This window comes from Anoxybacillus amylolyticus (assembly GCF_001634285.1).
Taxonomy (GTDB): Bacteria; Bacillota; Bacilli; order Bacillales; family Anoxybacillaceae; genus Anoxybacteroides; species Anoxybacteroides amylolyticum.
The window spans coordinates 264,872-290,325 of the sequence record NZ_CP015438.1 but is presented as its reverse complement, the minus strand read 5'-3'; the positions used below and the strand labels follow the sequence as shown (position 1 = coordinate 290,325).

23 protein-coding genes are annotated in these 25,454 nt (G+C 44.7%); 8 read left to right on the top strand and 15 right to left on the bottom strand.

Features of this window, described 5'->3' with window-relative positions:
- Nucleotides 1–13 precede the first annotated feature (13 nt).
- The 4 genes from GFC30_RS01450 to GFC30_RS01435 all read right to left on the bottom strand — a co-directional run bounded on the left by GFC30_RS01450 (nucleotide 14) and on the right by GFC30_RS01435 (nucleotide 4,849).
- Nucleotides 14–826 carry a glycosyltransferase family 2 protein gene (locus GFC30_RS01450; protein WP_179946282.1) on the bottom strand — a complete coding sequence of 271 codons (813 nt, stop codon included), beginning with the start codon at nucleotides 824–826 and terminating at the stop codon, nucleotides 14–16.
- A gap of 9 nt (nucleotides 827–835) precedes the next feature.
- Nucleotides 836–1,753 carry a DMT family transporter gene (locus GFC30_RS01445; protein WP_066322490.1) on the bottom strand — a complete coding sequence of 306 codons (918 nt, stop codon included), beginning with the start codon at nucleotides 1,751–1,753 and terminating at the stop codon, nucleotides 836–838.
- A 97-nt stretch (nucleotides 1,754–1,850) separates the two neighbouring features.
- Nucleotides 1,851–3,047 carry an MFS transporter gene (locus tag GFC30_RS01440; RefSeq protein WP_066322488.1) on the bottom strand — a complete coding sequence of 399 codons (1,197 nt, stop codon included), beginning with the start codon at nucleotides 3,045–3,047 and terminating at the stop codon, nucleotides 1,851–1,853.
- Between the two features lie 185 nt (nucleotides 3,048–3,232).
- Nucleotides 3,233–4,849 carry a M20/M25/M40 family metallo-hydrolase gene (locus GFC30_RS01435; protein ID WP_066322486.1) on the bottom strand — a complete coding sequence of 539 codons (1,617 nt, stop codon included), beginning with the start codon at nucleotides 4,847–4,849 and terminating at the stop codon, nucleotides 3,233–3,235.
- A 92-nt stretch (nucleotides 4,850–4,941) separates the two neighbouring features.
- Here GFC30_RS01435 and GFC30_RS01430 point away from each other — a divergent pair, with 92 nt between their 5' ends.
- The 6 genes from GFC30_RS01430 to GFC30_RS01405 all read left to right on the top strand — a co-directional run bounded on the left by GFC30_RS01430 (nucleotide 4,942) and on the right by GFC30_RS01405 (nucleotide 11,003).
- Entirely contained in the window at nucleotides 4,942–6,180 is a 1,239-nt protein-coding gene (locus GFC30_RS01430) for a PucR family transcriptional regulator (protein ID WP_066322485.1), read from the top strand.
- 112 nt (nucleotides 6,181–6,292) lie between these two features.
- On the top strand, nucleotides 6,293–7,426 hold the full coding sequence (gene ald / locus GFC30_RS01425; RefSeq protein ID WP_066322482.1) for an alanine dehydrogenase: 1,134 nt from the start codon (nucleotides 6,293–6,295) through the stop codon (nucleotides 7,424–7,426).
- Between the two features lie 65 nt (nucleotides 7,427–7,491).
- The gene (locus tag GFC30_RS01420) at nucleotides 7,492–8,361 is read left to right on the top strand and encodes a carbon-nitrogen hydrolase family protein (RefSeq protein ID WP_066327007.1); all 870 of its coding nucleotides are present in this window, start codon (nucleotides 7,492–7,494) and stop codon (nucleotides 8,359–8,361) included.
- Between the two features lie 387 nt (nucleotides 8,362–8,748).
- Complete coding sequence (locus GFC30_RS01415) at nucleotides 8,749–9,558, top strand: basic amino acid ABC transporter substrate-binding protein (RefSeq protein WP_066322480.1); 810 nt, start codon at nucleotides 8,749–8,751, stop codon at nucleotides 9,556–9,558.
- A 69-nt stretch (nucleotides 9,559–9,627) separates the two neighbouring features.
- Nucleotides 9,628–10,284 carry an amino acid ABC transporter permease gene (locus GFC30_RS01410; RefSeq protein WP_066322478.1) on the top strand — a complete coding sequence of 219 codons (657 nt, stop codon included), beginning with the start codon at nucleotides 9,628–9,630 and terminating at the stop codon, nucleotides 10,282–10,284.
- On the top strand, nucleotides 10,281–11,003 hold the full coding sequence (locus tag GFC30_RS01405) for an amino acid ABC transporter ATP-binding protein (RefSeq protein WP_066322475.1): 723 nt from the start codon (nucleotides 10,281–10,283) through the stop codon (nucleotides 11,001–11,003). The genes GFC30_RS01410 and GFC30_RS01405 overlap by 4 nt, the downstream gene beginning before the upstream one ends.
- Nucleotides 11,004–11,187: 184 nt before the next feature.
- Here the strand turns inward: GFC30_RS01405 and qoxD are convergent, their stop codons facing one another.
- The 10 genes from qoxD to GFC30_RS01350 all read right to left on the bottom strand — a co-directional run bounded on the left by qoxD (nucleotide 11,188) and on the right by GFC30_RS01350 (nucleotide 21,300).
- A complete protein-coding gene (qoxD, locus tag GFC30_RS01400; protein ID WP_066322466.1) occupies nucleotides 11,188–11,481 on the bottom strand; it encodes a cytochrome aa3 quinol oxidase subunit IV in 294 nt (97 codons plus the stop codon).
- A 1-nt stretch (nucleotide 11,482) separates the two neighbouring features.
- Nucleotides 11,483–12,097 (bottom strand): cytochrome aa3 quinol oxidase subunit III, encoded by a 615-nt coding sequence (gene qoxC / locus GFC30_RS01395; protein ID WP_066322462.1) that lies wholly within the window; start codon nucleotides 12,095–12,097, stop codon nucleotides 11,483–11,485.
- Between the two features lie 3 nt (nucleotides 12,098–12,100).
- Nucleotides 12,101–14,047: a cytochrome aa3 quinol oxidase subunit I gene (qoxB, locus tag GFC30_RS01390; RefSeq protein WP_066322461.1), complete on the bottom strand. Its 1,947-nt coding sequence runs from the start codon at nucleotides 14,045–14,047 to the stop codon at nucleotides 12,101–12,103.
- A gap of 23 nt (nucleotides 14,048–14,070) precedes the next feature.
- Entirely contained in the window at nucleotides 14,071–14,925 is an 855-nt protein-coding gene (qoxA, locus tag GFC30_RS01385; RefSeq protein ID WP_066322460.1) for a cytochrome aa3 quinol oxidase subunit II, read from the bottom strand.
- A gap of 432 nt (nucleotides 14,926–15,357) precedes the next feature.
- Nucleotides 15,358–16,068, bottom strand: coding sequence for a TrmH family RNA methyltransferase (locus GFC30_RS01375; RefSeq protein ID WP_066322454.1), 711 nt, complete (start codon nucleotides 16,066–16,068; stop codon nucleotides 15,358–15,360).
- A 93-nt stretch (nucleotides 16,069–16,161) separates the two neighbouring features.
- Nucleotides 16,162–16,869: an ABC transporter ATP-binding protein gene (locus GFC30_RS01370; protein WP_066322451.1), complete on the bottom strand. Its 708-nt coding sequence runs from the start codon at nucleotides 16,867–16,869 to the stop codon at nucleotides 16,162–16,164.
- A 14-nt stretch (nucleotides 16,870–16,883) separates the two neighbouring features.
- The gene (locus tag GFC30_RS01365; protein ID WP_066322449.1) at nucleotides 16,884–17,660 is read right to left on the bottom strand and encodes an ABC transporter ATP-binding protein; all 777 of its coding nucleotides are present in this window, start codon (nucleotides 17,658–17,660) and stop codon (nucleotides 16,884–16,886) included.
- A complete protein-coding gene (locus GFC30_RS01360) occupies nucleotides 17,641–18,933 on the bottom strand; it encodes a branched-chain amino acid ABC transporter permease (protein WP_066322448.1) in 1,293 nt (430 codons plus the stop codon). The genes GFC30_RS01365 and GFC30_RS01360 overlap by 20 nt, the downstream gene beginning before the upstream one ends.
- A gap of 9 nt (nucleotides 18,934–18,942) precedes the next feature.
- Nucleotides 18,943–19,929, bottom strand: a complete 987-nt coding sequence (locus GFC30_RS01355; RefSeq protein ID WP_066322447.1) for a branched-chain amino acid ABC transporter permease — start codon at nucleotides 19,927–19,929, stop codon at nucleotides 18,943–18,945.
- Between the two features lie 153 nt (nucleotides 19,930–20,082).
- On the bottom strand, nucleotides 20,083–21,300 hold the full coding sequence (locus GFC30_RS01350; RefSeq protein ID WP_066322446.1) for a branched-chain amino acid ABC transporter substrate-binding protein: 1,218 nt from the start codon (nucleotides 21,298–21,300) through the stop codon (nucleotides 20,083–20,085).
- A gap of 397 nt (nucleotides 21,301–21,697) precedes the next feature.
- Here GFC30_RS01350 and pflB point away from each other — a divergent pair, with 397 nt between their 5' ends.
- Together pflB and pflA are read left to right on the top strand one after the other, a co-directional pair.
- The gene (gene pflB / locus GFC30_RS01345) at nucleotides 21,698–23,956 is read left to right on the top strand and encodes a formate C-acetyltransferase (protein WP_066322441.1); all 2,259 of its coding nucleotides are present in this window, start codon (nucleotides 21,698–21,700) and stop codon (nucleotides 23,954–23,956) included.
- Nucleotides 23,957–24,019: 63 nt separating this feature from the next.
- Nucleotides 24,020–24,760, top strand: a complete 741-nt coding sequence (pflA, locus tag GFC30_RS01340; protein ID WP_066322439.1) for a pyruvate formate-lyase-activating protein — start codon at nucleotides 24,020–24,022, stop codon at nucleotides 24,758–24,760.
- On the opposite strand, the gene pgmB is transcribed toward pflA, so the two are convergent.
- Nucleotides 24,753–25,454: a beta-phosphoglucomutase gene (gene pgmB / locus GFC30_RS01335; RefSeq protein ID WP_238583525.1), complete on the bottom strand. Its 702-nt coding sequence runs from the start codon at nucleotides 25,452–25,454 to the stop codon at nucleotides 24,753–24,755. The genes pflA and pgmB overlap by 8 nt on opposite strands.

The window sequence follows — 25,454 nt, the reverse complement described above, 5'->3', positions numbered from 1 at the left end:
GGAATGAATTTTTTTACAAATGGCGCTTCAACCGCGACACGATCGGTGTCCCGTCCCAAATGACCTCGCTTGGTGCTTTTCGTTTCGCCACTTCCGGCTCTTCTAAAAGCAGCCAAAAATTTTTCGTTGGCAAATTTCCGAGACCATGCTTTTTGGAGAGCCGGTCTAAATACATTTGCCGTCTGTCGTTCATCTGTCGCGACAAATGATCCCCTTCGTTCGAAAACGCGTACAAGACGCTAGCCACAGCGACGCGTTTGACGCGAAAGGACGAGGACACTCGCAAGAAAAAATCCCAGTCCCAATAGTTGTTGACATACGGATCAAAGTAGCCGATTTTTTCATGGATGTCGCGGCGGTAGATGCTTCCAGACGGCACGTACGTGGAAAATTTGCGCATCGCTTCCTGGTCATCGTCATAAGCAAACAAAAACCTCTCCGTCGGGATGCGTTGATTGTGATGGACACGATAATGGAAAATCTCAACATCTGAATAGACGAAATCCGCATCGGCTAGCTCTCGCACCATGCGCTCTACGTGGCAAGGAAGCAATAAATCATCGTCGTCACAAAGCATAATGACGTCGCCTTTTGCTGCTTTGACACCGATGTTGCGCGCCTCGACGTGCCCGACGTTTTCCGCGCAATGAATAAGCTGAACGTCTAGTTCGGGATAGTGTGCGACAATGTCGTCGACCCGATCGCCGCCGTCGTTGACGATAATGATGTCCATCTTAGCATACGTTTGTCTACTTAACGATTCCAACAGCTCCGCAAGCGGATATGGCCGATTATACGTTGGGATGACTACCGAAACTAACTGCACGTATCCCACCTACCCTGTCATTTGTTTGCGTGATGAAGAAAGAACGAGTTCTTCGAGCGCCCCTGACGCCAGCAAGACGCCAATGACGATAAAGAAAAAGCCAAACCATTGCACAAAATGAATCGTTTCTCCCAAAAATAAAGCGGACGCAACGAGAGAAAAAAACGGCGATAAATTGATAAAAACTGCCGCCTCGGAAGCACCGAGACGTTGAATCGCGCGGTTGTAAATCATTTGCCCTAGCCCGCTCGCAACGACGGCTGAGGCGAAAAAGATGAGCCATATCGATCCGCCTCCTTTCACAAGCTGCCCGAGACCGCCTTGTTCCATCGCAAGCCCAATCACAAACAACAGCGTTGACCCCATCAGCAACATCCACGCCGTGAGAGCGATGACATCGATCGTTTGGGCAAGCTTTTTAATGAAAATAAAGCTGATCGCTTGCGTCAACACGGCGCCAACAATATATACGTCGCCAATAGAAACAGCGCCGATTTTCGCGGAACTGTGCGTCACAATAAAGACAACCCCTGTAAACCCTAAAACAATGCCGATCACTTTCGCCGGGCGCAATCGGTCGCGCAATAAAACAGCGGCAAACAAGGCGGTCACAAGCGGCGACATGCCTAAAATAATGCCGGCATTGGAGGCGGTCGTCTTCGTTAAACCGGTTGCTAAAAAATAGTGATGGCCGACGACGTTGCATAGACCGACGAGAAAGACAGCCGCCATTTGCCGAGCGGTCAGCCGAAACGATTGCCGCATGACAGCCATCACGGCAAACACCGTCAGCGAAGCGCCAAACAGCCGAAGCGCCGTAATCGTAATCGGCGTAAACGCATTGACCAATAGCTTAATGGCGACGACATTGCCGCCCCAAATAATCATCACGAACACAAGTGAAACATACGTCCATAACTTTGCCATTCCATCTAACCTCTTCTTTAAAAAATAAAGGAAGGAAGCAATAATATTAAACGTATCGCCCCTTCCCTTTTTTGTCAATCGTCATGCTTGCGAATGGCTACGACAATTCTTGTTGCTTCGTTTCTTTTCCTAATGTCCAAACCGCTAACACGCCAACGAAAATCGCCATGCAGAAAATCGCAAAAATCGTCGTTACTTCTGTTTTTTGCGCAGCAAGATAACCGACTAAAAGCGGACCGAGAATGCCGCCAATCCGTCCGAATGAAGCGGCCATGCCTGCCCCCGTGCCACGAATCGATGTCGGATATTGTTCAGGGGTGTAAGCGTACAACGCCCCCCACGCACCAAGGTTAAAGAATGATAACAAAATCCCAAACACCATCAGCCACGTAAGCGACTCGGCATTTCCGAAAAAGTAGGCGCTGACGGCCGTGCCGATTAAATACGCAATAAGGACAAATTTTCGACCGGCACGTTCAATAAGCCAAGCGGCACTAAAATAGCCAGGCAGCTGGGCCAACGTCATCATCAGCACGTATTGAAAACTTTTAATTAAGCTGAATCCTTTCATGACCATCACGCTCGGCAACCATAAAAACATGCCATAGTAGGAAAAAACGACGCAAAACCAAAGCACCCAAAGCATGATTGTTTCCCGCCGATACTCCAAAGACCATACTTTCATAATATTTGAAAAAACGTTGTCTTCCTTTTTCACGCCGACAAATCGCGGGGAATCCGGCAAATTCCAGCGCAAATAGACGGCATAAAGCGCAGGAGCAGCGCCTAATAATAACGCCATTTCCCAGCCGTACTTCGGAATGATGAAGTAAGAAATCAATGCCGCAAGCAGCCAGCCAAATGCCCAAAAACTTTCCAACAAAACAACCGTTTTGCCGCGTTCGCTTGCTGGCACGCTTTCCGACACTAATGTCGACGCGACCGGCAGCTCGCCGCCAAGCCCCATGCCGACGAAAAAGCGAAGCACTAAAAATGTCGCTAATGTCGCAGTAAACGCCGAAAGCCCGCTACCAATCGAAAATAATAAAAGCGTTATAATAAAGACGTGTTTTCGACCAATCCGATCGGCTAACAGCCCGAAGAAAAGCGCCCCGACCGCCATTCCAATCGAGTTGACGCTGCCAATCCAGCCCATTTGTTCAGCAGTTAAATTCCATTCTTTTTGCAGTGCCGCGATAATAAACGACAGCATCCCGACATCCATCGCATCAAACATCCAGCCAAGCCCGGCAATGCCTAGCAACTTCCGCCGCGAAATCGCTTGTTGATTCATGACAAGCCTCCTCTTTTGACAAGTGTAAAGTCACTGTATAGTTTCATTATATTTGGTATAATCACAGTGTTTCAAATAAAAAACGAAGGAGGGATCCCTCCTTCGACAGGTGACAGGCACCACTAGCTAGGACATCCTTTTAACAAAACGTAGCACCCCCCTATTCATAGAGGTGCATTTTTTTATTATCCAAACACCATTTCCAACGTATACACAAGCCAGTCTTTGACCGTTTCAAAGGCAAACGGTACGTTTAGGCGTTCTGTCCATTGATGGGCGTCGCGGCCGACGGGGCCGACGTTTAACACCGGGACGTTAAATTCCGCTAGTGCCTCAATTGGCAACGTATAGCCTTGATTCCACATCGGCATATTTGCTGTTAAGACGCGCAAAGACGCTAACGGCTGTTGCAGTCCGACGTAGCTTAAATCGGAAATGCCGCCGAAATAGTGCTGCTGCACAAGCGTCACACCGTATGTTTCTTTCGCGTATTGCTGCAAGCTCGACACAAGCCGCTGAATAAACGGCTCATCGCTTGAGTTGACAGCCGGATAATACGGCGGCGCATAAAATAACACAATCATCGGAGCATAATCTTTGCAAAGAGTGCCAAGTTGGTCGACGAATTCAATTGTCCGTTCGCGCTCGTCTGTATTGCTTCCGCCCATAAACACTTGCTTCTCCAGCTGTGCGACTTTCTCTTCGCCAACGATTTCCACCGCTTTTTGCCGCAGTTCGGCAAATGTCCATACGTTTACTGAAATGGACTTCGGCGCTGACTGCTCTAGTTGGGCAAAGCGGACCGCCTGCTGGTGATATCGTTTTTCAATGCGATCCGCCGCCCGTTTCGCCAATTCAACAAGTGATTCTGTAATATCATCGAGCGATTTTTGTTGCAAAAATAAATTAAACAACGTCACGGCCCGATGCGGTATTTGCACCGAATAATCTTCTTTTAAATCCGCCTGGAATAAGTTCGTCGGTGGCGGGCTTACTTCACCGCCAAATACTTCGCAAAAATCGGTGTTTAACTCGAGTTCGTTCACGATTTGCGCCACCATCAAATTCGCATTCAATCCTGCTAGCGGCTCACCAACGTGCGTCTCTTTTCCGTAACAATAAAACCCCGGCAATACTTTGCCGATCGAACCTGTATAAATATAGTTCGTCTGGTCGCCTGGATAACGCGTAAACATCGGCTCCGAATTGAGCACAAGCCGATAGTCTAAATCATACTGTTTCGCTAGTTGAACTAATGCCGGAACAGCAGCACGCATCCCAACCGAATTCACTTCTTCATCCGGCACCGTCAACAATAATACATTCCCTGCAAATTTTCCGGCACACGCTTGCTCGACAAGCGACATATGAAGCGCTAGCCCGCATTTCATATCCATGACGCCGCGGCCAAACAGCCATTCATCGCGCGCTAAATCCGCTTGCACTTCCAATGGAAGTTGTTCTTTTTGTTCATAAAACCGCTCCGTTAGCGTTTCTGGTGAAAATGCGATTTCTTTCCATATGCCGTAATCTTGCACATCAACGACATCAAAATGGCTTACTAATACGACGGTGTCGCGCACATGCTCCGCACGTTTTACCAATGCCGTTACAAAATAGCGACCGTCACCTGTTGGCTGTAACTGAACAAACTCTGGATGCGCTTGAAAATACTCCAGCGTCCGCAATTCCCCCGCTATGTACTCCGCTAAACGCACTTCCGCTTCCGACCCGCTAACGCTTGCATGCTCGACAAGTCGGCAAAGCAATTTCCGTAATTGTTGCTTCGTTTGCCACTTCATCCTCTTCTCCCCTTTTTTCTAACATTCCTTTATCATTGTAACAACATTTGTAGTACAATGAAATTGATTTTATCAACCACGGGGGGAAACGTGTGAAATATCAAGATGACCCGTTCAAAGGAAATTTCGACAGCTTAGAGGAGTTTGCCGACCGCATTAGCGACTTATTGCAATGCCCCATCACCATTGAAGATGCAAACCATCGGCTGATCGCCTATAGCGCACATGACGACTATACCGACCCCGCGCGGACGGCAACGATTATTAGCCGCCGCGTACCGGAAAAAGTAATTAACAGCCTATGGAAAAAAGGGGTCATTCCTGCGTTATTAAACAGCCAAGAGCCGCTACGCATCGAAACCATTTCCGAAGTTGGACTCGGAAATCGCGTAGCGGTATCGATTTGGAAAAACCAAGAAGTGATTGGATTTATTTGGGCGCTCGAAACCGACCGAACGTTAACAAAAGACGATTTGGAGCTGTTGAAAAAAGCGGCAAAAGCGGCGAAAAATAAAGTATTGCAGCTATATATGCGCAAAAACAAACGGGAAGAGCGCGTACAAGAATTTTTTTGGAAATTATTAACCGGACATATTACCTCCAATGAGGAAATTAAAGAAAACTTCGATTTTCTGCAAATTCCAACCGCTCCGCTCTTTTCTGTGTTCGTCTTCCGCTTTGCAAACGATATTACAAGCGATATTGAAAAGCAAATTTCGTACATTTTACAAACGACGCAACAAATTCAAGTGCTTCTGTACACCATGGACCGTAGTGATTTTATTTTGCTCGCTGCGCCAAAATCAACGCGTCAGCCGCTAGCCGAATGCAACCAGTTTATTGCTTCGTTCGCGACAAAAATGAAAGAGCGGTTTCATATCTCTGATATCCAAAGTAGCTTTGGGGGCATTTACGAAACGTTCGAACACATTGAAAAAAGCTACAAAGAAGCGTTGACCGTTTTATCAATGAAAGCAAAATTCCCTGAGCAAACTTCTTCCATTTATGGATATCAACAATTAGGCATGTACCAATTTTTTGACTTGCTTCTTGAAAAAAAGCAGCAAGGAGAATTGACGAATTCCGCATTGGCAAAATTGCAGGCGTATGACAAAAAGCACCGCACCAACCTTATAGAAACGTTTGAAGTATTTTTTGACCACGACAGCAACGTCAACGAAACAGCAAAAGCACTAAATATTCATCCGAATACACTTTCTTATCGGCTAAAGCGCATTGGGGAAATCGGCGAAATCGATTTGCGCGACATGAACCAAAAAGTCAAGCTTTACATTGACATCAAGCTAGCGAAATACGAGGCGTCGCATTAATTTTGTGGATTTCCACAAAATGAAGCGATGTCTTTTTTTCTTCTTAACAAATAAAAAATAGGGCAACCTGTGTATACTACAAGTGAGGATATTTTAGGGAGGAAGACAATCTATGATTATCGGGGTACCAAAGGAAATAAAAAATAACGAAAACCGTGTTGCAATTACGCCTGCTGGCGTTATGTCATTCGTACAAGCAGGACATACGGTTATCATTGAAAAAGATGCAGGAATTGGAAGCGGTTTCACGAACGATGATTATATAAAAGCTGGCGCACAAATCATCGACAGCGCAAAAGACGTATGGGCACAAGCAGACATGGTCATGAAAGTAAAAGAACCTCTACCAAGTGAATACGACTATTTCCGTTCAGGATTAGTGCTTTTCACGTATTTACATCTTGCGGCAGAACCTGAATTGGCGCGCGCGTTAAAAGAAAAAGGCGTCACCGCCATTGCTTACGAAACGGTGCAAATTGGGCGCACGCTTCCGCTCCTTACACCGATGAGCGAAGTTGCTGGTCGCATGGCTGCCCAAATCGGCGCACAATTTTTAGAGAAGCCTGAAGGCGGAAAAGGTATTCTTCTTGGCGGCGTTCCAGGCGTAAATCGCGGGAAAGTAACAATCATCGGTGGCGGTGTCGTCGGAACAAACGCAGCGAAAGTGGCGATTGGCTTAGGCGCAGACGTCACAATCATCGACTTAAGCGCAGACCGTCTTCGTGAGCTAGACGATATTTTCGGCAACCAAATTAAAACATTAATGTCCAACCCAATGAACATCGCCCAAGCGGTGGCGGAATCTGATCTTGTCATCGGTGCGGTATTAATTCCAGGGGCAAAAGCGCCAAAACTTGTCACAGAAGAAATGGTAAAAGCTATGACGCCTGGTTCGGTCATCGTGGACGTTGCGATTGACCAAGGCGGAATCGTCGAAACGAGCGACCACGTCACGACACACGACAACCCAACGTATGTGAAACACGGCGTTGTTCACTATGCGGTAGCCAACATGCCAGGTGCGGTGCCAAGAACATCGACGATCGCGTTAACGAACGTGACGATTCCGTATGCATTACAAATCGCGAATAAAGGCGTCCGCCAAGCAATCGCGGATAACCCAGCATTAAAACTTGGCGTCAACGTCGCAGCTGGCGAAATCACGTACGAAGCAGTTGCTCGCGACCTCGGTTATACGTACGTACCAGTCGACGAAGCGTTCGGAAAACAATTAATGGCGAACTAAAAGAAACAGGTACCGTAACGGTACCTGTTTTTGGTATAGTAAAAAGAAAAAAGGAAGTGAATGTGTTGCGAGTAAGTGCTGTTCAATATCATTTGCATACGATCACGTCGTTTGAACAATTTGCCGAACAAGTTACTCATTACGTCAAAACCGCGCAAGAATTTGACGCGCAGTTTGTGCTTTTTCCGGAATTTATTACAACACAATTGCTGTCCATCCCGGTAAATGGAAAACAAGCAACAATTCATGACTTGCCTACCTATACAGAGCAATATTACGAGCTGTTCACCACGCTTACGAAACAAACTAATATGTATTTAATCGGTGGTACGCACGTCATCGAACAAAACAATAAACGATATAACGTCGCCCATTTGTTTACACCCGAAGGAACGATTCATAAACAAGCGAAACTACACATTACACCGACAGAAGTAAAAGAATGGGGGATTACACCTGGAGACGAAGTAGGAGTATTTGAAACAGAAAAAGGAACAATCGCGTTATTGACGTGCTATGATATTGAATTTCCGGAAATCGTCCGCATCGTGCGAGCAAAGGGAGCGGACGTCATTTTCTGTCCGTCGTGCACCGACGACCGACACGGTTTTCATCGCGTCCGGTATTGTTGCCACGCCCGTGCTGTCGAAAATCAAGTGTACGTCGTCACGACCGGCACCGTGGGCTCATTACCGACAGTCGATTTTATGCGTGCGAATTTTGGGCAAGCAGCTGTCATCACACCAAACGACATTCCATTTCCGCCGCGCGGCATTCTTGCGGAAGGCGAAATCAACGACGACATGGTCGTTGTTGCGGACCTTGACTTGTCACTTTTGTACAATGTGCGCGAAAAAGGCTCGGTCACGACATGGCGCGACCGCCGCACAGACTTATACCCTGATTGGAAAGAGAACAGTCATCTTTCTATTTAGGAAAGGTGACTGTTCTACCTTCTGTCGTTGATGGGAGAATATTATTGATGTAATTTCCACGAAAAATTATTTCCTCTATCAGAAAAACTTTACCTAAAAAACATTCTTAAGCAAGTGATTTATTTACATAAAAATATATTTTGTTGTTTTCTATTTTTTCAGAATATATAATATATTCATAAAAATAAAACTCAAACCCTTTTTATATGTTTTGGTTGTTTTTCTAAATGTTACAAAAAATTATTTTTATAAAAAGTATTGCATAAATAAATAAATGTTGATAGTATGATAATCGTTATAGTCAGTGTCATTGACCATCTTTCGCGTTAGACACTGGATAAATATAAAATAAAACTGATTTTTTTATACAAAAGGGGGAAGGAACAAATGAAAAGAGGATTGGTGTTTACAGTCATCTTGGCATTATTTGTAGCACTAGCAGGATGCGGGGGAAAATCTTCCGAACAATCAGCTGGAAACGGGGAAGGAAAGAAAAAAGTAGTTGTTGGCACAGACGCTTCGTTTGCACCGTTTGAGTACATGGACAAAGGAAAAATTGTTGGGTTTGACGTCGATTTCTTAGATGCAGTCATGAAAGAAGCCGGGCTTGAATATGAATTGAAAAACATCGGCTGGGATCCGCTCTTTGCCGCGGTACAAGGAAAAGAAGTGGACTTAGCCATTTCTGGTATTACCATCAACGATAAGCGGAAACAAACGTATGATTTCTCTGTTCCTTACTTTGAATCAACTCATATGATTATGGTAAAAGAAGATAGCCCGATTAAAAATGCGCTTGACTTAAAAGGAAAAGTCGTTGGCGTACAAAACGGAACAACTGGACAAGCGGCAGTTGAAAAATTGCTTGGCGCAGAAAACAAAAACATCAAAAAGTTTGAAAACACCGTTGTGGCGATTATGGACCTTTTAAACGGCGGCGTTGACGCGGTTGTAACAGACAACGCAGTCGCAAACGAATATGTGAAAAACAACCCTGATAAAAAATTAAAAGCGATTGAAGACCCGACTAACTTTGAATCCGAGTTTTATGGGTTAATGTTCCCGAAAGGAAGCGACTTAAAACCGAAAGTCGACGAAGCAATTAAGAAAGTAATCGAAAGCGGCAAATATGCCGAAATCTATAAAAAGTGGTTTGGAAATGAACCAAACGTCGACAACTTGGTAAAACAACAATAAACGATATTGAAAAAATTGCGTAACTATCTGTTGCTAGTTACGCAATTTTTATAAAGAAAGGTGAGGAGAATGGATTTTCGCTTTGATATTATTCAAGAATACGCCCCGTTTTTTTTACAAGGCGTATTACTAACAATTGGTTTATCTTTAATTGCCATCATCGTCGGCTCCATTCTTGGATTGGCGATTGGGCTTGGCAAAATGTCTAAAAGAGTACTCGTCCGCCTCCCATTTGAATGGTACATTAACTTTTTCCGCGGAACACCCTTATTTGTGCAAATTTTACTCGTTCATTTCGGACTCATGCCTCTTCTCTTTGCACAACCGAGTCCAACCGTTTCGGCGGCTGTCTCATTGTCGTTAAACTCAGCAGCCTACATCGCTGAAATTTTCCGTGCAGGTATTCAGTCCATTGATAAAGGGCAAATGGAAGCGGCTCGCTCGCTCGGAATGACACACGCTCAAGCGATGCGTTACGTTATTTTGCCGCAAGCGTTAAAACGGATGATTCCACCGTTTGCGAACGAATTTATCGTTTTAATTAAAGACTCTTCTCTCGCTGCGATTATTGCTGCGCCGGAGTTAATGTATTGGGGAAGAGCAGCACAAGGGCAATATTACCGCGTTTGGGAGCCGTATTTAACAGTCGCGCTCATTTATTTGATTTTAACCCTTTCCCTCAGTAAACTACTACATTATTTGGAAAGGAAGTATTCGACGCAATGATTAAAGTGACAAATTTAAAAAAATCATTTGGCGATTTACAAGTATTAAAAGGAATTGACGCGCATATTAAAGAGCGGGAAGTCGTCGTTGTCATCGGCCCTTCCGGTTCTGGAAAATCCACGTTTTTACGCTGTTTAAACTTGCTTGAAGATTTCGATGAAGGCGATATTGTGATTGACGGGTTTAATTTAAAAGACAAAAATACCGACATTAATAAAGTGCGCGAAGAAGTCGGCATGGTGTTCCAACGCTTCAACTTATTCCCGCACATGACTGTTCTCGATAACATTACGTTAGCACCGTTGAAAGTGCGTAAATGGCCGCTTGAAAAAGCGAAAGCAACAGCGATCGAGCTATTGAAAAAAGTCGGTCTGCAAGATAAAGCAAACGTCTATCCGGATTCATTGTCCGGCGGACAAGCGCAACGTGTCGCCATCGCCCGCGCACTCGCAATGGGACCGAAAGTGATGTTGTTTGACGAACCGACTTCCGCGTTAGACCCGGAAATGGTCGGGGAAGTATTAGCCGTTATGAAGCAGCTCGCGAACGAAGGAATGACGATGGTTGTCGTCACCCACGAAATGGGCTTTGCCCGCGAAGTCGGCGACCGCGTCCTCTTTATGGACGGCGGCTACATCGTCGAGGAAGGCACGCCAAGCGACATTTTCGACAACCCGCAAAACGAACGGACGAAAGCATTTTTATCAAAAGTATTGTAAAAAGACATCCACCTTTCTAAAGGTGGATGTCTTTTTATCCTAATTTGAAATAAAAACTTCCTCTGTCCAAAGAATAAAGCATAAGCAAGTTTTGCCCACTATCAACTCATGAAAACACCCGTTCATAGATTTGCTATTTCCGCAGAAAAATAGCTGGCCTCCCCACGGAAAGCCAGCTATACTGTTACAACACGAACGCCATCGTCCAAATCGAACCTGCCACGACAACAATGGCGATAAAAAAGCTGTATGCCATATTGATCGTTTGGATTTTGCCGCTGTCGCTTTCAGTTACATGCATGAACATAAATAGCTGCAACACCGCTTGCACAATCGCCAACGTCACAATCACGACAAGGATCGCCTTTGTCGCGAGTCCTGAAGACAATGCGACCCACAGCGCGACAAACGTTAGCACGAGCGACAAAATAAATCCGATCACATGTTTCCAAGGAAATGTTTCATGGTGATTTCCCATCTTATATCACCATCCCTGTCAAATAAACTAGCGTAAAGATGAAAATCCAGACAACGTCAAGGAAATGCCAGTACAAGCTGACAATAAACACTTTGCGTGCCGTTCTTGGCGTAAATCCTCGCTGCAAAAGCTGAATAATAATGAGTGTCATCCAGCCAATTCCGAGGCTAACGTGCGCTCCGTGTGTCCCAACAAGCACAAAGAAGCTTGAAAGAAACGCGCTCGTTTGGATCGTTGCCCCTTCGTGAACATAATGGATGAACTCACGCACCTCAAATGTGATGAACCCGGCACCTAAAAGCAGCGTCACCAACAGCCATACTAGCAATCCTGTCAATCGGCGGCGGCGCATTTCAAATACGGCAAGCCCGCATGTGAAACTGCTCGTCAAAAGAAGAAGCGTTTCAATCATGACATCTTTGATTTCAAATAAATCAGCCGTTGTCGGTCCATGACCAGTTCGCTGGAATAGGACAAGGTAAGTGGCGAACAAGGTCGCAAACAGCGCGACCTCGGCGCCAAGGAAAATCCAAAATCCTAAAATATTGAGGCGGCTTTCTTCTGTTCGATACTCTAATGGCATCGTTTCATCATAATGATGAGCTGCTTCTGCCATTCTTTATGCCTCCTTTCGCGTCAAACGCTCCGTACGCTTGATTTCGTCTACACTGATATAGTAACCGTCATCATCATCAAACGAACGAAGAATTAAACCGAGAATGATAAATACTGCAGCGATAATCGCTAGCGTAAACCATTTAAACACAAGACCGAACCCTGCAAAGAAAAAGGCAATCGATATTAAGAACGGGCGTCCGGAATTGCTTGGCATATGAATTGGTTTCAATTTCTCCTCGTTAATTTCAAAACCTTTTCCGGATTTCTTCATTTCCCAATATGCATCCAAATCCTTCACTTCTGGAATCACAGCAAAGTTATAATGCGCAACCGGCGAAGATGTCGCCCACTCGAGCGTACGGCCATCCCACGGATCTCCCGTCATGTCGCGCTCCCCATAACGTGCACTGTAATAAATGTTATAGCAAAGCACAAGAAAACCAATCCCCATTAAAGCGGCACCCACTGACGCGACAACGTTAAGCGGCGTCCAGCCAAGTCCCGCAGAATATGTGTACATGCGTCGCGTCATCCCCATGAGTCCTAAGAAATACATCGGGAAGAAACAAACGTTAAACCCAATCATAAACAACCAAAACGTCCACTTGCCTAACCGTTCGTTCAAAAGATGACCGAACATTTTCGGATACCAATAATGCAAGCCGGCAAAGCAGGCAAACACCGTACCTGCGATTAAGACATAATGGAAGTGAGCGATTAAGAAATAGCTATTATGGTACTGATAATCGGCAGCTGCCATCGCAAGCATCACGCCGGTAACCCCGCCGATGACGAAGTTTGGAATGAATGCGAGCGACCAAAGCATCGCAGTTGTAAAGCGAATTCGCCCTTTGCGGAGCGTAAACAGCCAGTTAAAAATTTTCACACCGGTCGGAATCGCAATCGCCATCGTTGTAATCGAGAAAAACGAGTTAACGGCTGCTCCCGCGCCCATTGTAAAGAAATGATGCACCCAAACAATAAAACTTAAAAACGCAATGCCAACGATGGAGCCAACCATTGCTTTATAGCCAAATAAACGCTTGCGAGCAAACGTACTCACAACCTCGGAGAAAATTCCGAATGATGGAAGAATAACGATATATACTTCCGGATGTCCCCAAATCCAGAATAAGTTTGCCCAAAGCATCGACATCCCGCCGTTTGCCATCGTAAAGAACTGTGTATCAAACAAACGGTCAAACGTCATTAACGCCAATGCCACCGTCAATACTGGAAAGGCAAAAATAATGAGCACGCACGTAATCAAAATCGTCCATGTGAACATCGGCATGCGCATAAGCGTCATCCCTGGCGCACGCATTTTTAAAATAGTGACTAAAAAGTTAATCCCTGTCATGAGCGTACCAATACCGGAGATTTGCAAAGCGACCGCGTAATAGTTGTTCCCAACTCCCGGGCTAAACTCGTTCCCAGCAAGCGGAAAATAAGCTGTCCAACCTGCATCCGGTGAACCACCAATGACAAACGCAATGTTAAACAACATCGCTCCGACGAAAAACAACCAGAAACTTAACGCATTTAAATACGGATACGCCACATCGCGCGCCCCGATTTGCAACGGTACGACAATGTTCATGAGTCCAATAATAAAAGGCATCGCCATAAATAAAATCATAATCGTCCCGTGCGTCGTAAAAATTTCGTTATAATGTTGAGAGTCAAGAAACTTCATATTCGGTGCCGTTAATTGCGCCCGCATAAGCAACGCATCAACCCCACCGCGGAACAGCATCAACACCGCTGAAATAATGTACATAACGCCGATTTTTTTATGATCCACCGTCGTCAACCATTCATTCCAAAGCCATTTCCACTTTTTAAAATACGTTAGAATAAAGACAATACCTATTACTGTCAACACAATGGACACGTCAGCGGCATAAATTAGGGGCTCCCCTGTAACGAAAAACTCGCTCCACTTCATGTGCGTGTTCCTCCTTCCCTCACTTAATGCTCCATATTCATGTGGTGGCTGTTTTGCTTCGCATGATCCATCCAGCCAAGATGGGTACTCGAAAACGTCATCCGTCCAACAAGCCCTGGTTTTAAAATGGTGTCATATTTTTCTTTGCTTAGTTTCGGTGCTGTTTGTTGCACTTCTTTTACCCATTTGTTAAAGTCATTTTTTGTTTGTGCGACAACCTCAAACTCCATATGCGTAAAGCCTTTTCCTGTGAAGTTCGCGTTCCGACCCATATACGAACCTGGCTCATCTGCTTCAAGGAACAATTCCGTTTCCATGCCATCCATCGCATATTTTTGTCCCCCTAACTGCGGTACCCAAAATGAACTCATCGGACCAACTGATGTTAACTTGAATTTTACAGGAACGTCTTCTGGAATATTGACATAGTTCACCGTTTCGATATTTTGTTCCGGATAGCTAAAAATCCATTTCCAGTTTGCCGCGGTAACATGAATCGTTAAAGGTTTTACGCTCTTCTGAGACGGCTTTTCTAAGGCAAAGGTCGCTTTGACCGTTGGAATAGCTAGCGCTGTTACAATAACGATGGGAATTGCCGTCCAGATAATTTCTAGTAGCGTGTTCCCTTCTTCTTCTGGTGGCTCGTAATTAGCGTTCTCTGGCTTTTCGCGATACCGAATTAACACAGCAGCAAACAACGCAAAGACAACAACAATAATGAGCAACATAAAACCAACTGACCAAACAATTAAATCGTACTGCGTTTTCGCCACAGGTCCTTTTGGCTGCAATACGAGCATATTTTCACTACATCCACTTAAAAAAAACAATAACGATAACGGAAGTAACGAAGCCCATTTCCACACCCTTTGCTTCATCGGTGTTCCTCCTTACATTTGCAAAATGACATCCCATGCTCAATACGTTTGTTTCTAACATATCAAAAGTGAAAATGTTTGAAACGGTTTTGCGAAAAAGTTCACAAATACGCAAAAAAATTGTCACAATCTGTTCAAAAACTGTTCACGAAATATTCAGTTGTATGGATAAAACATGAAAATCTCCCATTGAATTTGCTTTTAAACAAAAAAAGGGCGCATCACCACAACATGTACTTAACGAGTGATGCGCTTTCCTGAACAAAAATGTGACAAAATCATTAATTTGCTGATTCTTCCTCATACGCATCGATAGATTGCGTTATAAAAAATCAAGTACAACTTGTAGTGAAGAGTAAAAAAACGATTGGCTATTGAAAATGAACATCTACTAAGTAGACATGTATAAAAAAGCTGACCTCCTTTCGAAGATCAGCTTTTTTGAAGCCGTATTTCTAGCATACGGCGTAGCCGCGGCTGAAGCGTTTGCCACATCCATTGTTCATATAGCGCCTTTTTTTCAGCAAATGGCAAATAATACGCCTCCTTTGCGTATTGACGCGCCCGCTCCGTCACGTCATATAGTGTTAAAGCAGCGGCGACGGATATGTTAAAACTTTGCACAAATCCATGCATCGGAATCATAAATGTCCCATCGGCTAAACGAATCGCGTCATCTGATACGCCACGATGTTCATTGCCAAATAATAGCGCCGTCGGTCTCGATACATCGATTGCTTGAAGAGGAATCGTCCCTTCCCCTAAATAGCTTGCGAACACTTGGTAGCCGCTTTCTTTTAATTGGTGTATAGCAGTTTGAATATCCTTTTTTTGCTGAACTGTTAACCATTTATCTGCATTACGTGTCACAAACGGATTCGGCTGAAACGGGGCACTCCCTGTGACGACATAGACGTCTTGCAACCCAAACGCTTCAGCGGAACGTAGCACAGCCGCTTGGTTATGCGGGTCGTCGACCGCTTCTGTAATGATCGTGATATAGCGGGTTCGTTCGTTCAATACATCATACATTCGCTTCAAGCGGTCCGGCATAATCATTTGCCACACAGGTCGCATTTCTTCCGTTAACAATCCTTCTTGCTGCATTTGTTCAATGAACGCTTTTGCTTCCTTTTCGTCCATAGTCTTCACCTTCGTTCCAGTTTGTAAGCACGACATTCATTGTACAAAAATTTACCGCAATAGAAAAGGACCCCTTCCTTGGGGTCCTTTTCATTATGCTAGGTACGCCTCGCGCACTTGTTCGTTCACAAGTAACTCTTTTCCAAGCCCAGACATGACAATCTCGCCTGTTTGAATAACATAGCCGCGATGAGCGATTTGCAGGGCTTGGAACGCGTTTTGTTCAACAAGCAAAATCGTCATGCCTTCCTCATTCAATTCTTTAATAATTTCAAAAATTTGCTCAACGATAATTGGTGCAAGTCCCATCGACGGTTCGTCCAGCATTAACAGCTTTGGTTGCATCATCAATGCCCGGCCGATCGCAAGCATTTGCTGCTCGCCGCCGCTCATCGTCCCGCCTTTTTGCTGAAGCCGCTCTTTAATTCTCGGGAAATAATGAAAGACACGCTCCATTCGCTCCTCGATGACCCGCTTATCTCTCACCGAAAACGCACCCATCTCTAAATTTTCCTTGACCGTTAAACGCGGGAAAATTCGCCGTCCTTCCGGTACATGGGCAATGCCCGTCAGCGCCGTCACATGCGGAGGGGTGTTTGTAATATCTTTCCCGTTGTAAACAATTTTTCCGCTTTTCGGCTTCACTTGCCCGCTAATCGTTTTTAACGTCGTCGATTTTCCAGCACCATTACTTCCGATTAACGTAACGATTTCGCCTTCGTTTACTTCAAGCGAAACTCCTTTTAGCGCGTGAATCCCGCCGTAAAATGTGTTAATGTCTTCTAGCCGTAGCAAACTCATTGCGAGGTTCCCCCTTAAGCCGTTGTAGCAGCACCTTTTCCTAAATAAGCTTCAATCACTTTCTCGTTATTGCGTATGTCATCAGGTGTCCCTTCGGCAATTTTTTCCCCATGGTCTAATACGACAATATGCTCGGAAATTTCCATGACAAGCTTCATGTCGTGTTCAATTAAGACAATCGTTAAATCCAATTCTTCGCGCATATTATAAATGAGCTTTGTCAATTCGCTCGTTTCTTTTGGGTTCATGCCAGCCGCCGGCTCGTCAAGCAACAACACTTTCGGCTTCGTTGCAAGCGCGCGGGCAATTTCTAATTTCCGCTGCGCTCCGTACGGCAAGCTGCTTGCTTCTTCGTTATAGAACGATTCTAACCCAACATATTCAAGGAGGCGATATGCTTCGCGCCGCGCTTCTTTTTCTTCTTTTCGCACACGCGGCAAACTCAACACCGTACTAAACAATCCGCCGCGCAGATGGTTATGCATGCCAACCATGACGTTTTCCAATACGGTAATTGCGCCGAATAAACGGATGTTTTGAAACGTGCGGGCAATCCCTTTTTTCGTCACTTGATGCGGCTTCAATCCGACAATCGATTCATTATTTAATAAAATCTCGCCACTCGTTGGTTGATAGACGCCAGTAACCATGTTAAAAAATGTCGTCTTTCCAGCACCGTTCGGACCGATGACTGCCGTAATCGATCCTTTTTGCACTTCCATGTCGATATTACTATTGGCGACAAGCCCGCCAAACTGTTTCGTTAAATTTTTAACTGTCAAGATGGACATTTTGGGGCACCTCCTTCTGTACGCCGGCGTTGACTAGTTTGTCTGCATCCTTTAGTTCTTTTTCATCAAAGACAGGGTTTTTCGCCGGCAACAACCCTTGCGGCCGGTAAAGGGCAAAAAGAATTAAAATGACCCCGAAAATAAACCGCTGCATTTTTGCCGGAGAAAGTGCATCTGGAACGTTAATAACCCCATTTAAGCTCAATTGGTTCAGCCAGTTCGTCAATTCCGTCAACACCTGCAAGTTCAAAATCGTTACAAGTGCTGCCCCAAGAATAACGCCCGGCACACTGCCCATTCCTCCTAAAATAACCATGACCAGAATCGTAATCGATTCAAGCAACGTAAAGCTTGTCGGGTCAACGAATGTTTGTTTTGCTGCAAACACAACGCCCATCATTCCTGAGAACGAAGCACCAACCGCAAACGCCATAAGCTTTGTTTTCACAAGGTGAATGCCCATCGCCTGTGCAGCGATCTCATTTTCTCGTACCGCTTTCCATGCGCGGCCGATTTTTGAAAATTCAAGACGTCGCACGGCGAAAATAACAGTAATTAAAATTACTAATACAATGTAGTAAAATTGGCTTGGATACATAAAATCAATGCCAAACAAACGCGGTGGTTGAACAGATGCAAGCCCCATCGCACCGTTTGTAATATTTACTGGCTTGTCCAAGTTGTTAAAAATAATACGGATAATTTCCCCGAACCCTAGCGTAACAATCGCTAAGTAGTCGCCTTTTACCCGCAATACTGGCACCCCGAGCAAAATACCGAACAGTGCTGCGACAAAGCAGCCGATGAAAATAAATACCCAGAAGCTCTCACCGGATAACGGATAATGACCAAAAGGCATAAAGTTGTTCGCCTGACCGGTCGCAAAAATTCCGTACGTGTAAGCACCGAGCGCAAAAAACGCCACAAACCCTAAGTCCAAAAGCCCTGCCATCCCGACAACAATGTTTAACCCGAGCGCCATCGCGATATAAATACCGACTAATGTCGCAACTTCCATATACGACTGATACGCTTCCCCTTGGCTAGCGGCAAGCGGCAGCAAGACAACCATCACTACCCCGCCAATGAGCCATTTTACGCGATTAGAAAACGTTGTGAAATAAAGAAGCAATAACGACGACAATAAAAGCAAAAACGCAACGACTGATTTTTGTGCCAAATATAAGCTAAAAAACGTAACGACGATGTATAAGCCAACGATGATAGCCTGAAGGCGCTTGTTTTGTTGGATCGTATGGAGCCAATTTTTCATCTCGATCACCTACACTTTCTCTACTGACACTTTTCCGAAGAGTCCTTCTGGCTTGAAAATTAATACGATAATTAAAATCGCAAAAGCAAATACGTCTTTATACTCTGCACCAAGCACTCCGTGTGAAACGACTGGCAAGTTCGCCGCCGCAAACATTTCCATAACCCCTAGCAAAATACCGCCAAACATCGCTCCACGAATGTTGCCGATTCCACCCAAAACGGCAGCCGTGAAAGCTTTTAATCCTAGAATAAACCCGATATACGGATCAATCGTCCCGTATTGGATCGCAAACAATACACCTGTTGCTCCTCCTAATGCAGAACCAATAAAAAATGTAAGAGCGATGACTTTATTCACGTTTACCGACATTAACGCCGCTGTTTCCCGGTCTTGCGCCACAGCACGCATCGCCATTCCCCATTTTGTTTTATTGACGAAGAAGTCCAACGTCACCATCATAATGACCGCTACAATTAACACGATAAAAAACGAAGATTTGACCGATGCATCGTTAAATATCGACGAAATAGAGGAAGCTTTAATCCCAATTTGCCCGCTAAACAAGCTTGGTCCCGTTAAAATGTAGTTGCCGTTTTTCAATTCTGCGATAAAACGAACGATATCTTGAAGCAAAAACGAAACGCCAATTGCTGTAATTAACGTGATTAACTTCGGTGCATTGCGCAACGGACGATATGCCACTCGTTCAATTCCCATCCCAAGCAAACCGGTAACTACCGACGTAACCACAAGCACTAAAACAAGTGCTACGAGCGCTGGCATGGACGCCAACCAGCCGAATCCTGCAAACGTCAATAAAATCGCCGTTCCTACAAATGCCCCCGTCATAAAGATTTCCCCGTGGGCAAAGTTAATCAGCTCCAAAATCCCATATACCATCGTATATCCTAATGCGACAATCGCATAAACAGCTCCGAGCGTTAACCCATCAATTAACACTTGCGGCAACGTATGCAACACTTCATTGATCATTTTGTTCACCCGCCTGTTTTACAACTTTTACAGAAAAATCGCCCAGCTTTGTACATAACAAAATTCTTTGTTTGCCACCAATAAGCCGGGCGTGAAACGATGCCTTAAAGAAAAGGGTACAGCAAACTGTCATACCCTTTTCCGGTCATCCGTTTATTGTTTGCTCACTTCGTCCTCTAACTTAGCCGGATATTTCGCTTCATCAAACTTGTAGATGTAAATTTTTGCGTATTTGTTGTCGCCTTTTTCATCAAAGCTTACTTTCGTAACAACCCCTTGGTAATCTTGTACTTTGCGAACTTCTTCTGCTACTTGTTGACGCGTTGGAAGTTTGTTGCCGTTTGCTTTAATCGCATTTTCAAGCCCTTTTAGCAATACGCCCATCGCATCATAACCATATGCTGAATAAGACTCGATTTCTTTACCAAATTTTTGCTTATATTTTTCCGCAAATTGTTTTCCTGCATCTGTTACCGTTGTTAAACCAGCAGCTGAAGTCATGTACGTATTTTTCACCGCATCGCCAGCGATTTGGACAAGTGTCGAAGAGTCTAGTCCGTCGCCACCCATAATCGGAACAGTAATTCCTTTATCGCGCGCTTGTTTAATTAATAAACCACCTTCTGTGTAAAGACCACCGAAGTAGATTAAGTCAGGCTTTTTCGCCAATACTTGGTTCAAGACGCCGTTAAAGTCTTTTTCCCCAACGGTAATTCCCTCAAAGCCAAGAATTTGCGCGCCAAGTTCTTCTGCCCCTTTTTTAAACGCTTCCGCTAAACCAGTACCGTAAGCGGTTTTGTCTTGAATGATAAAGATTTTCTTCGCGCCAAGTTTTTCAACAGCGAATTTCGCGCCTGCAGGTCCTTGGAAATCATCACGGGCACAAATGCGGTTGACGGTTTTTAGGCCGCGGTCTGTTACGTCTGTTGCTGTATTTGCTGGAGAGACCATTGGAATGCTGTACTTTTCATAAATTTCTGACGATGGAATCGCTACGCCGGAGTTTAAGTGACCAACAACACCAAATACTTGTTTATCAGCGCCAATTAACTGCGCATTCGCTACCCCTTTTTTCGGGTCACCTTGGTCGTCATATGGAACAAGCTCTAACTTAAAGCCAAGCTTTTCAAAGTTTGCTTGTTGTTCTTCCAACGCCAATTGCGCACCGAGCTTAATTGATTCGCCCAACGTCGCACTTCCACCCGAAAGCGGAGTTTGCGTCGCAATTTTAATAACGTTGCTGCCGCCACCGCCGCCACCGTTCCCACCGTTATTGGCAGTGTCGTTTTTCTGACCGCCTGAGCATCCGGCTAAAATACCGACTGCCAGTGTCGTTGTTGCAAGAATGGAAAGTGTTTTCTTTAAGACCATTCAAATCCCCCTTTTTCACTTTTAAAAATTTTTTTTATTTTAAGAAAAATATAATATGAATTGTCCAAATAGACAAGCATTATTTTTTTACTGGAAAAAACTTTTTTCGTCAAAATCCGCTTTACAACGTGCGAACGGTTCATTTGTAAAGCTTCTTCACCAAAACATTTCGCCTGTCTAAATATTATTCTTACAAAAGTTACTAAATATTTTCCTATTGCAATTTCGCTCTGTTTTTACAAAAAACGTGACGTCTATCACATTTGCTCAAAATTTCACAAATCATTCAAGAATGACCGCTTCCGCTTCTTCAGAAATGTAGTATGCTATAACCAGAAACTGTTATATTAGTTTTTATCGTTCTGTTATAGTCTTAAAATAATGGGAGGGGACTGCTATGGAACAAATCGTTCTACCAAAAACTTCATTGGATCCGTGGCGAAACTTTAAAGGATCGAAATGGAAAAAGGAAATTGACGTCCGTGATTTTATTTTAAACAACGTCACTGTGTACTATGGAGATGAATCGTTTTTAGAAGGACCGACAGAAGCAACGAAACAGCTATGGAAACAAGTGATGGAATTATCGAAACAGGAGCGGGAAAAAGGTGGGGTTCTTGATATGGACACCGAAATCGTTTCAACGATTACTTCCCATCAACCTGGCTACTTAAACAAATCGCTAGAGAAAGTAGTCGGCTTCCAAACCGATAAACCTTTTAAACGTTCGCTTATGCCGTTTGGCGGCATTCGCATGGCGGAACAATCGTGCGAAGCTTACGGCTACCAAGTGAGCGATGAAGTGAAAAAGATTTTTACACAATACCGCAAAACGCATAACCAAGGCGTATTTGACGCTTACACAGATGAAATGAAAGCGGCGCGCAAAGCAGGGATCATTACCGGTCTTCCTGACGCATACGGACGCGGTCGCATCATCGGCGACTATCGCCGTGTCGCGTTATACGGCGTTGACCGTTTAATCGAAGAGAAAAAGAAAGATTTGCGCAACACCGGTGCGCGCACGATGAGCGAAGATATTATTCGGCTGCGCGAAGAACTATCGGAACAAATTCGCGCACTTCAAGAATTAAAACAAATGGCGTTAAGCTACGGCTACGATGTTTCCGAACCGGCGCGCAACGCTCGCGAAGCGTTCCAATGGCTCTATTTCGCGTATCTTGCAGCGATTAAAGAACAAAACGGTGCGGCAATGAGCTTAGGTCGCGTATCGACGTTCCTTGACATTTATATCGAACGCGACTTGCAAGAAGGTATCTTAACAGAAAAAGAAGCGCAAGAACTCGTCGACCATTTCGTCATGAAATTGCGCCTTGTTAAATTCGCAAGAACACCAGAATATAATGAACTATTCAGCGGCGACCCAACATGGGTAACAGAATCGATCGGTGGTGTGGCGATTGACGGCCGTCCCCTTGTGACGAAAAACTCGTTCCGTTTTCTTCATACGCTTGACAACTTAGGTCCTGCGCCAGAGCCAAACTTAACGGTTCTTTGGTCGAAACAATTGCCAGAAGGCTTTAAAGAATATTGCGCGAAAATGTCGATTAAAACAAGTTCCATCCAATACGAAAACGACGATTTAATGCGCGCAGAATTCGGTGACGATTATGGCATCGCCTGCTGCGTATCGGCGATGCGAATCGGCAAACAAATGCAGTTTTTCGGCGCGCGGGCAAACCTTGCGAAAGCGTTACTATACGCGATTAACGGTGGTGTCGACGAAAAATTAAAAATCCAAGTTGGTCCGGAATTTGCCCCAATTACATCGGAATACTTAGACTATGAAGAAGTAATGCGTAAATATGACCAAGTGTTAGAATGGCTCGCTGAACTTTACATTAATACACTTAACATTATTCATTACATGCACGATAAATATTGCTATGAGCGGATTGAAATGGCGCTTCACGATACGCACATTTTACGCACAATGGCAACCGGTATCGCTGGATTGTCCGTTGTCGCGGACTCCTTAAGTGCCATTAAATATGCGAAAGTAAAAACAATCCGCGATGAAAAAGGCTTAGCTGTTGACTTTGAAACGGAAGGCGACTTCCCGAAATACGGTAACAATGACGACCGCGTCGATTCGATTGCTGTCGACATTGTCGAACGGTTTATGACCAAATTAAAAAAGCATAAAACATATCGTGATTCCAAACATACGACATCCATTTTAACGATTACATCGAACGTCGTATACGGCAAAAAAACAGGGAATACACCAGATGGCCGCCGTGCAGGTGAGCCGTTCGCACCTGGTGCAAACCCATTGCATGGCCGCGATACGAAAGGGGCGTTAGCTTCGTTAAGCTCTGTCGCGAAATTGCCTTATGAACATGCGCTAGACGGCATTTCGAACACGTTCTCGATCGTGCCAAAAGCGCTTGGAAAAGATGAACAAACTCGAGTTCGTAACCTTGTCGCGATTTTAGACGGCTATGCGGAAAAAGGCGGACACCATCTCAACATTAACGTCTTTACCCGCGAAACGTTGTTAGATGCTATGGAGCATCCAGAAAAATATCCGCAATTAACGATTCGTGTTTCTGGATATGCGGTAAACTTTATTAAATTGACGCGCGAACAACAAATTGATGTCATTAACCGCACGTTCCACGAAAGCATGTAATAAACTCCCCCTCACGCCCCGCTTTTCGTGAGGGGGCATTTCTATTTGGAAGGAGAATTTTCCATGAAAGGATTTATTCATTCGATTGAATCATGTGGTACGGTTGACGGCCCTGGCCTTCGCTACGTTGTCTTTATGCAAGGCTGTTTATTACGTTGCCAATATTGCCATAACGCCGATACGTGGGAAATAGGCAAAGGAAAAGAAATGACGGTCGAGGAAATTATCGCTGACTTACAGACGTATCTTTCATTTATTAACGCATCCGGTGGCGGCGTTACCGTGAGCGGTGGCGAACCGTTACTTCAAATCGATTTTTTAATCGCCCTATTTAAAGAATGCAAAAAGTTTGGCATTCATACGGCCATTGATTCCTCTGGCGGCTGTTACACAACGGAAGAGACATTTCAACGAAAATTAGACGAATTGCTTCAATATACGGATTTAATTTTGCTCGATTTAAAACATATCGACGAAAAAAAACATCGCAAACTGACTGGGAAAACGAACACCCATATTTTACAGTTTGCCAAGCTCTTATCCGAAAAACGGATACCGGTTTGGATTCGCCACGTGCTCGTTCCGACGATTACCGATGATCCAGACGATTTGCGCCGGCTTGCCACGTTTATTCGGACATTGAACAATGTAGAGAAAATTGAAATTCTCCCTTATCATAAATTAGGAGTATATAAATGGAAGGAACTCGGGATTACTTATCCGCTCGAAGGAATTGAACCGCCTTCTGAAGAAAGCGTCCAACTGGCGTACAGCATTTTGCACGAAGCCACCCCTCTTACGTAAGAGGGGTGGTTCGTTTTCTCGCAACCATGCGCTTCAATTGTTCCCACGTCACTTGCTCTGTCCGTTCGACAAGCCAATCTGGCGAAAGCGGGGCTAAATGTTTCCCAATCCCGACCGAAAACATGCCCGCTTGCTTAATTGCTTGAATGCCTGCCTCTCCATCTTCAATGGCAATACAATCACGTGGGTCGACACCTAACTCGTTCGCTGCGGTTAAAAAAATCTCCGGATGGGGCTTCAGTTGCGCAATCGTGTTCACATTTACGATAACGTCAAAAAACGAGCGAATTTCGAGGCGCTCTACGACGGTGAATGCATTGGAACTAGACGATGCCAGTGCGACCGGCACACCGTCGTTACGAATATGTTGCAAGAGCGAGTACATCCCCGGCAATATATGTTGCGGGGTTAGCTGCTCGATTAACTCTCGATAATACACCCCACGCCGCTCGCCAAGCTTCACTTTTTCCTCTATCGTCCATTCACCCGCTTTTTCTCCAAGCAGCACTTCAATCATCGCCTGCCGACTCATTCCTTGGAGTTGCTGATTGAGTCTATGATCAAACGGAACGCCAATTTCATCCGCAATCCGCTTTGTGGCAATATAATATAACTCCACTGTATCGGCAATGACCCCATCTAAATCAAAAATAACTGCTTTCATCATTGCACCATTATGACTTTCGAGCGACAT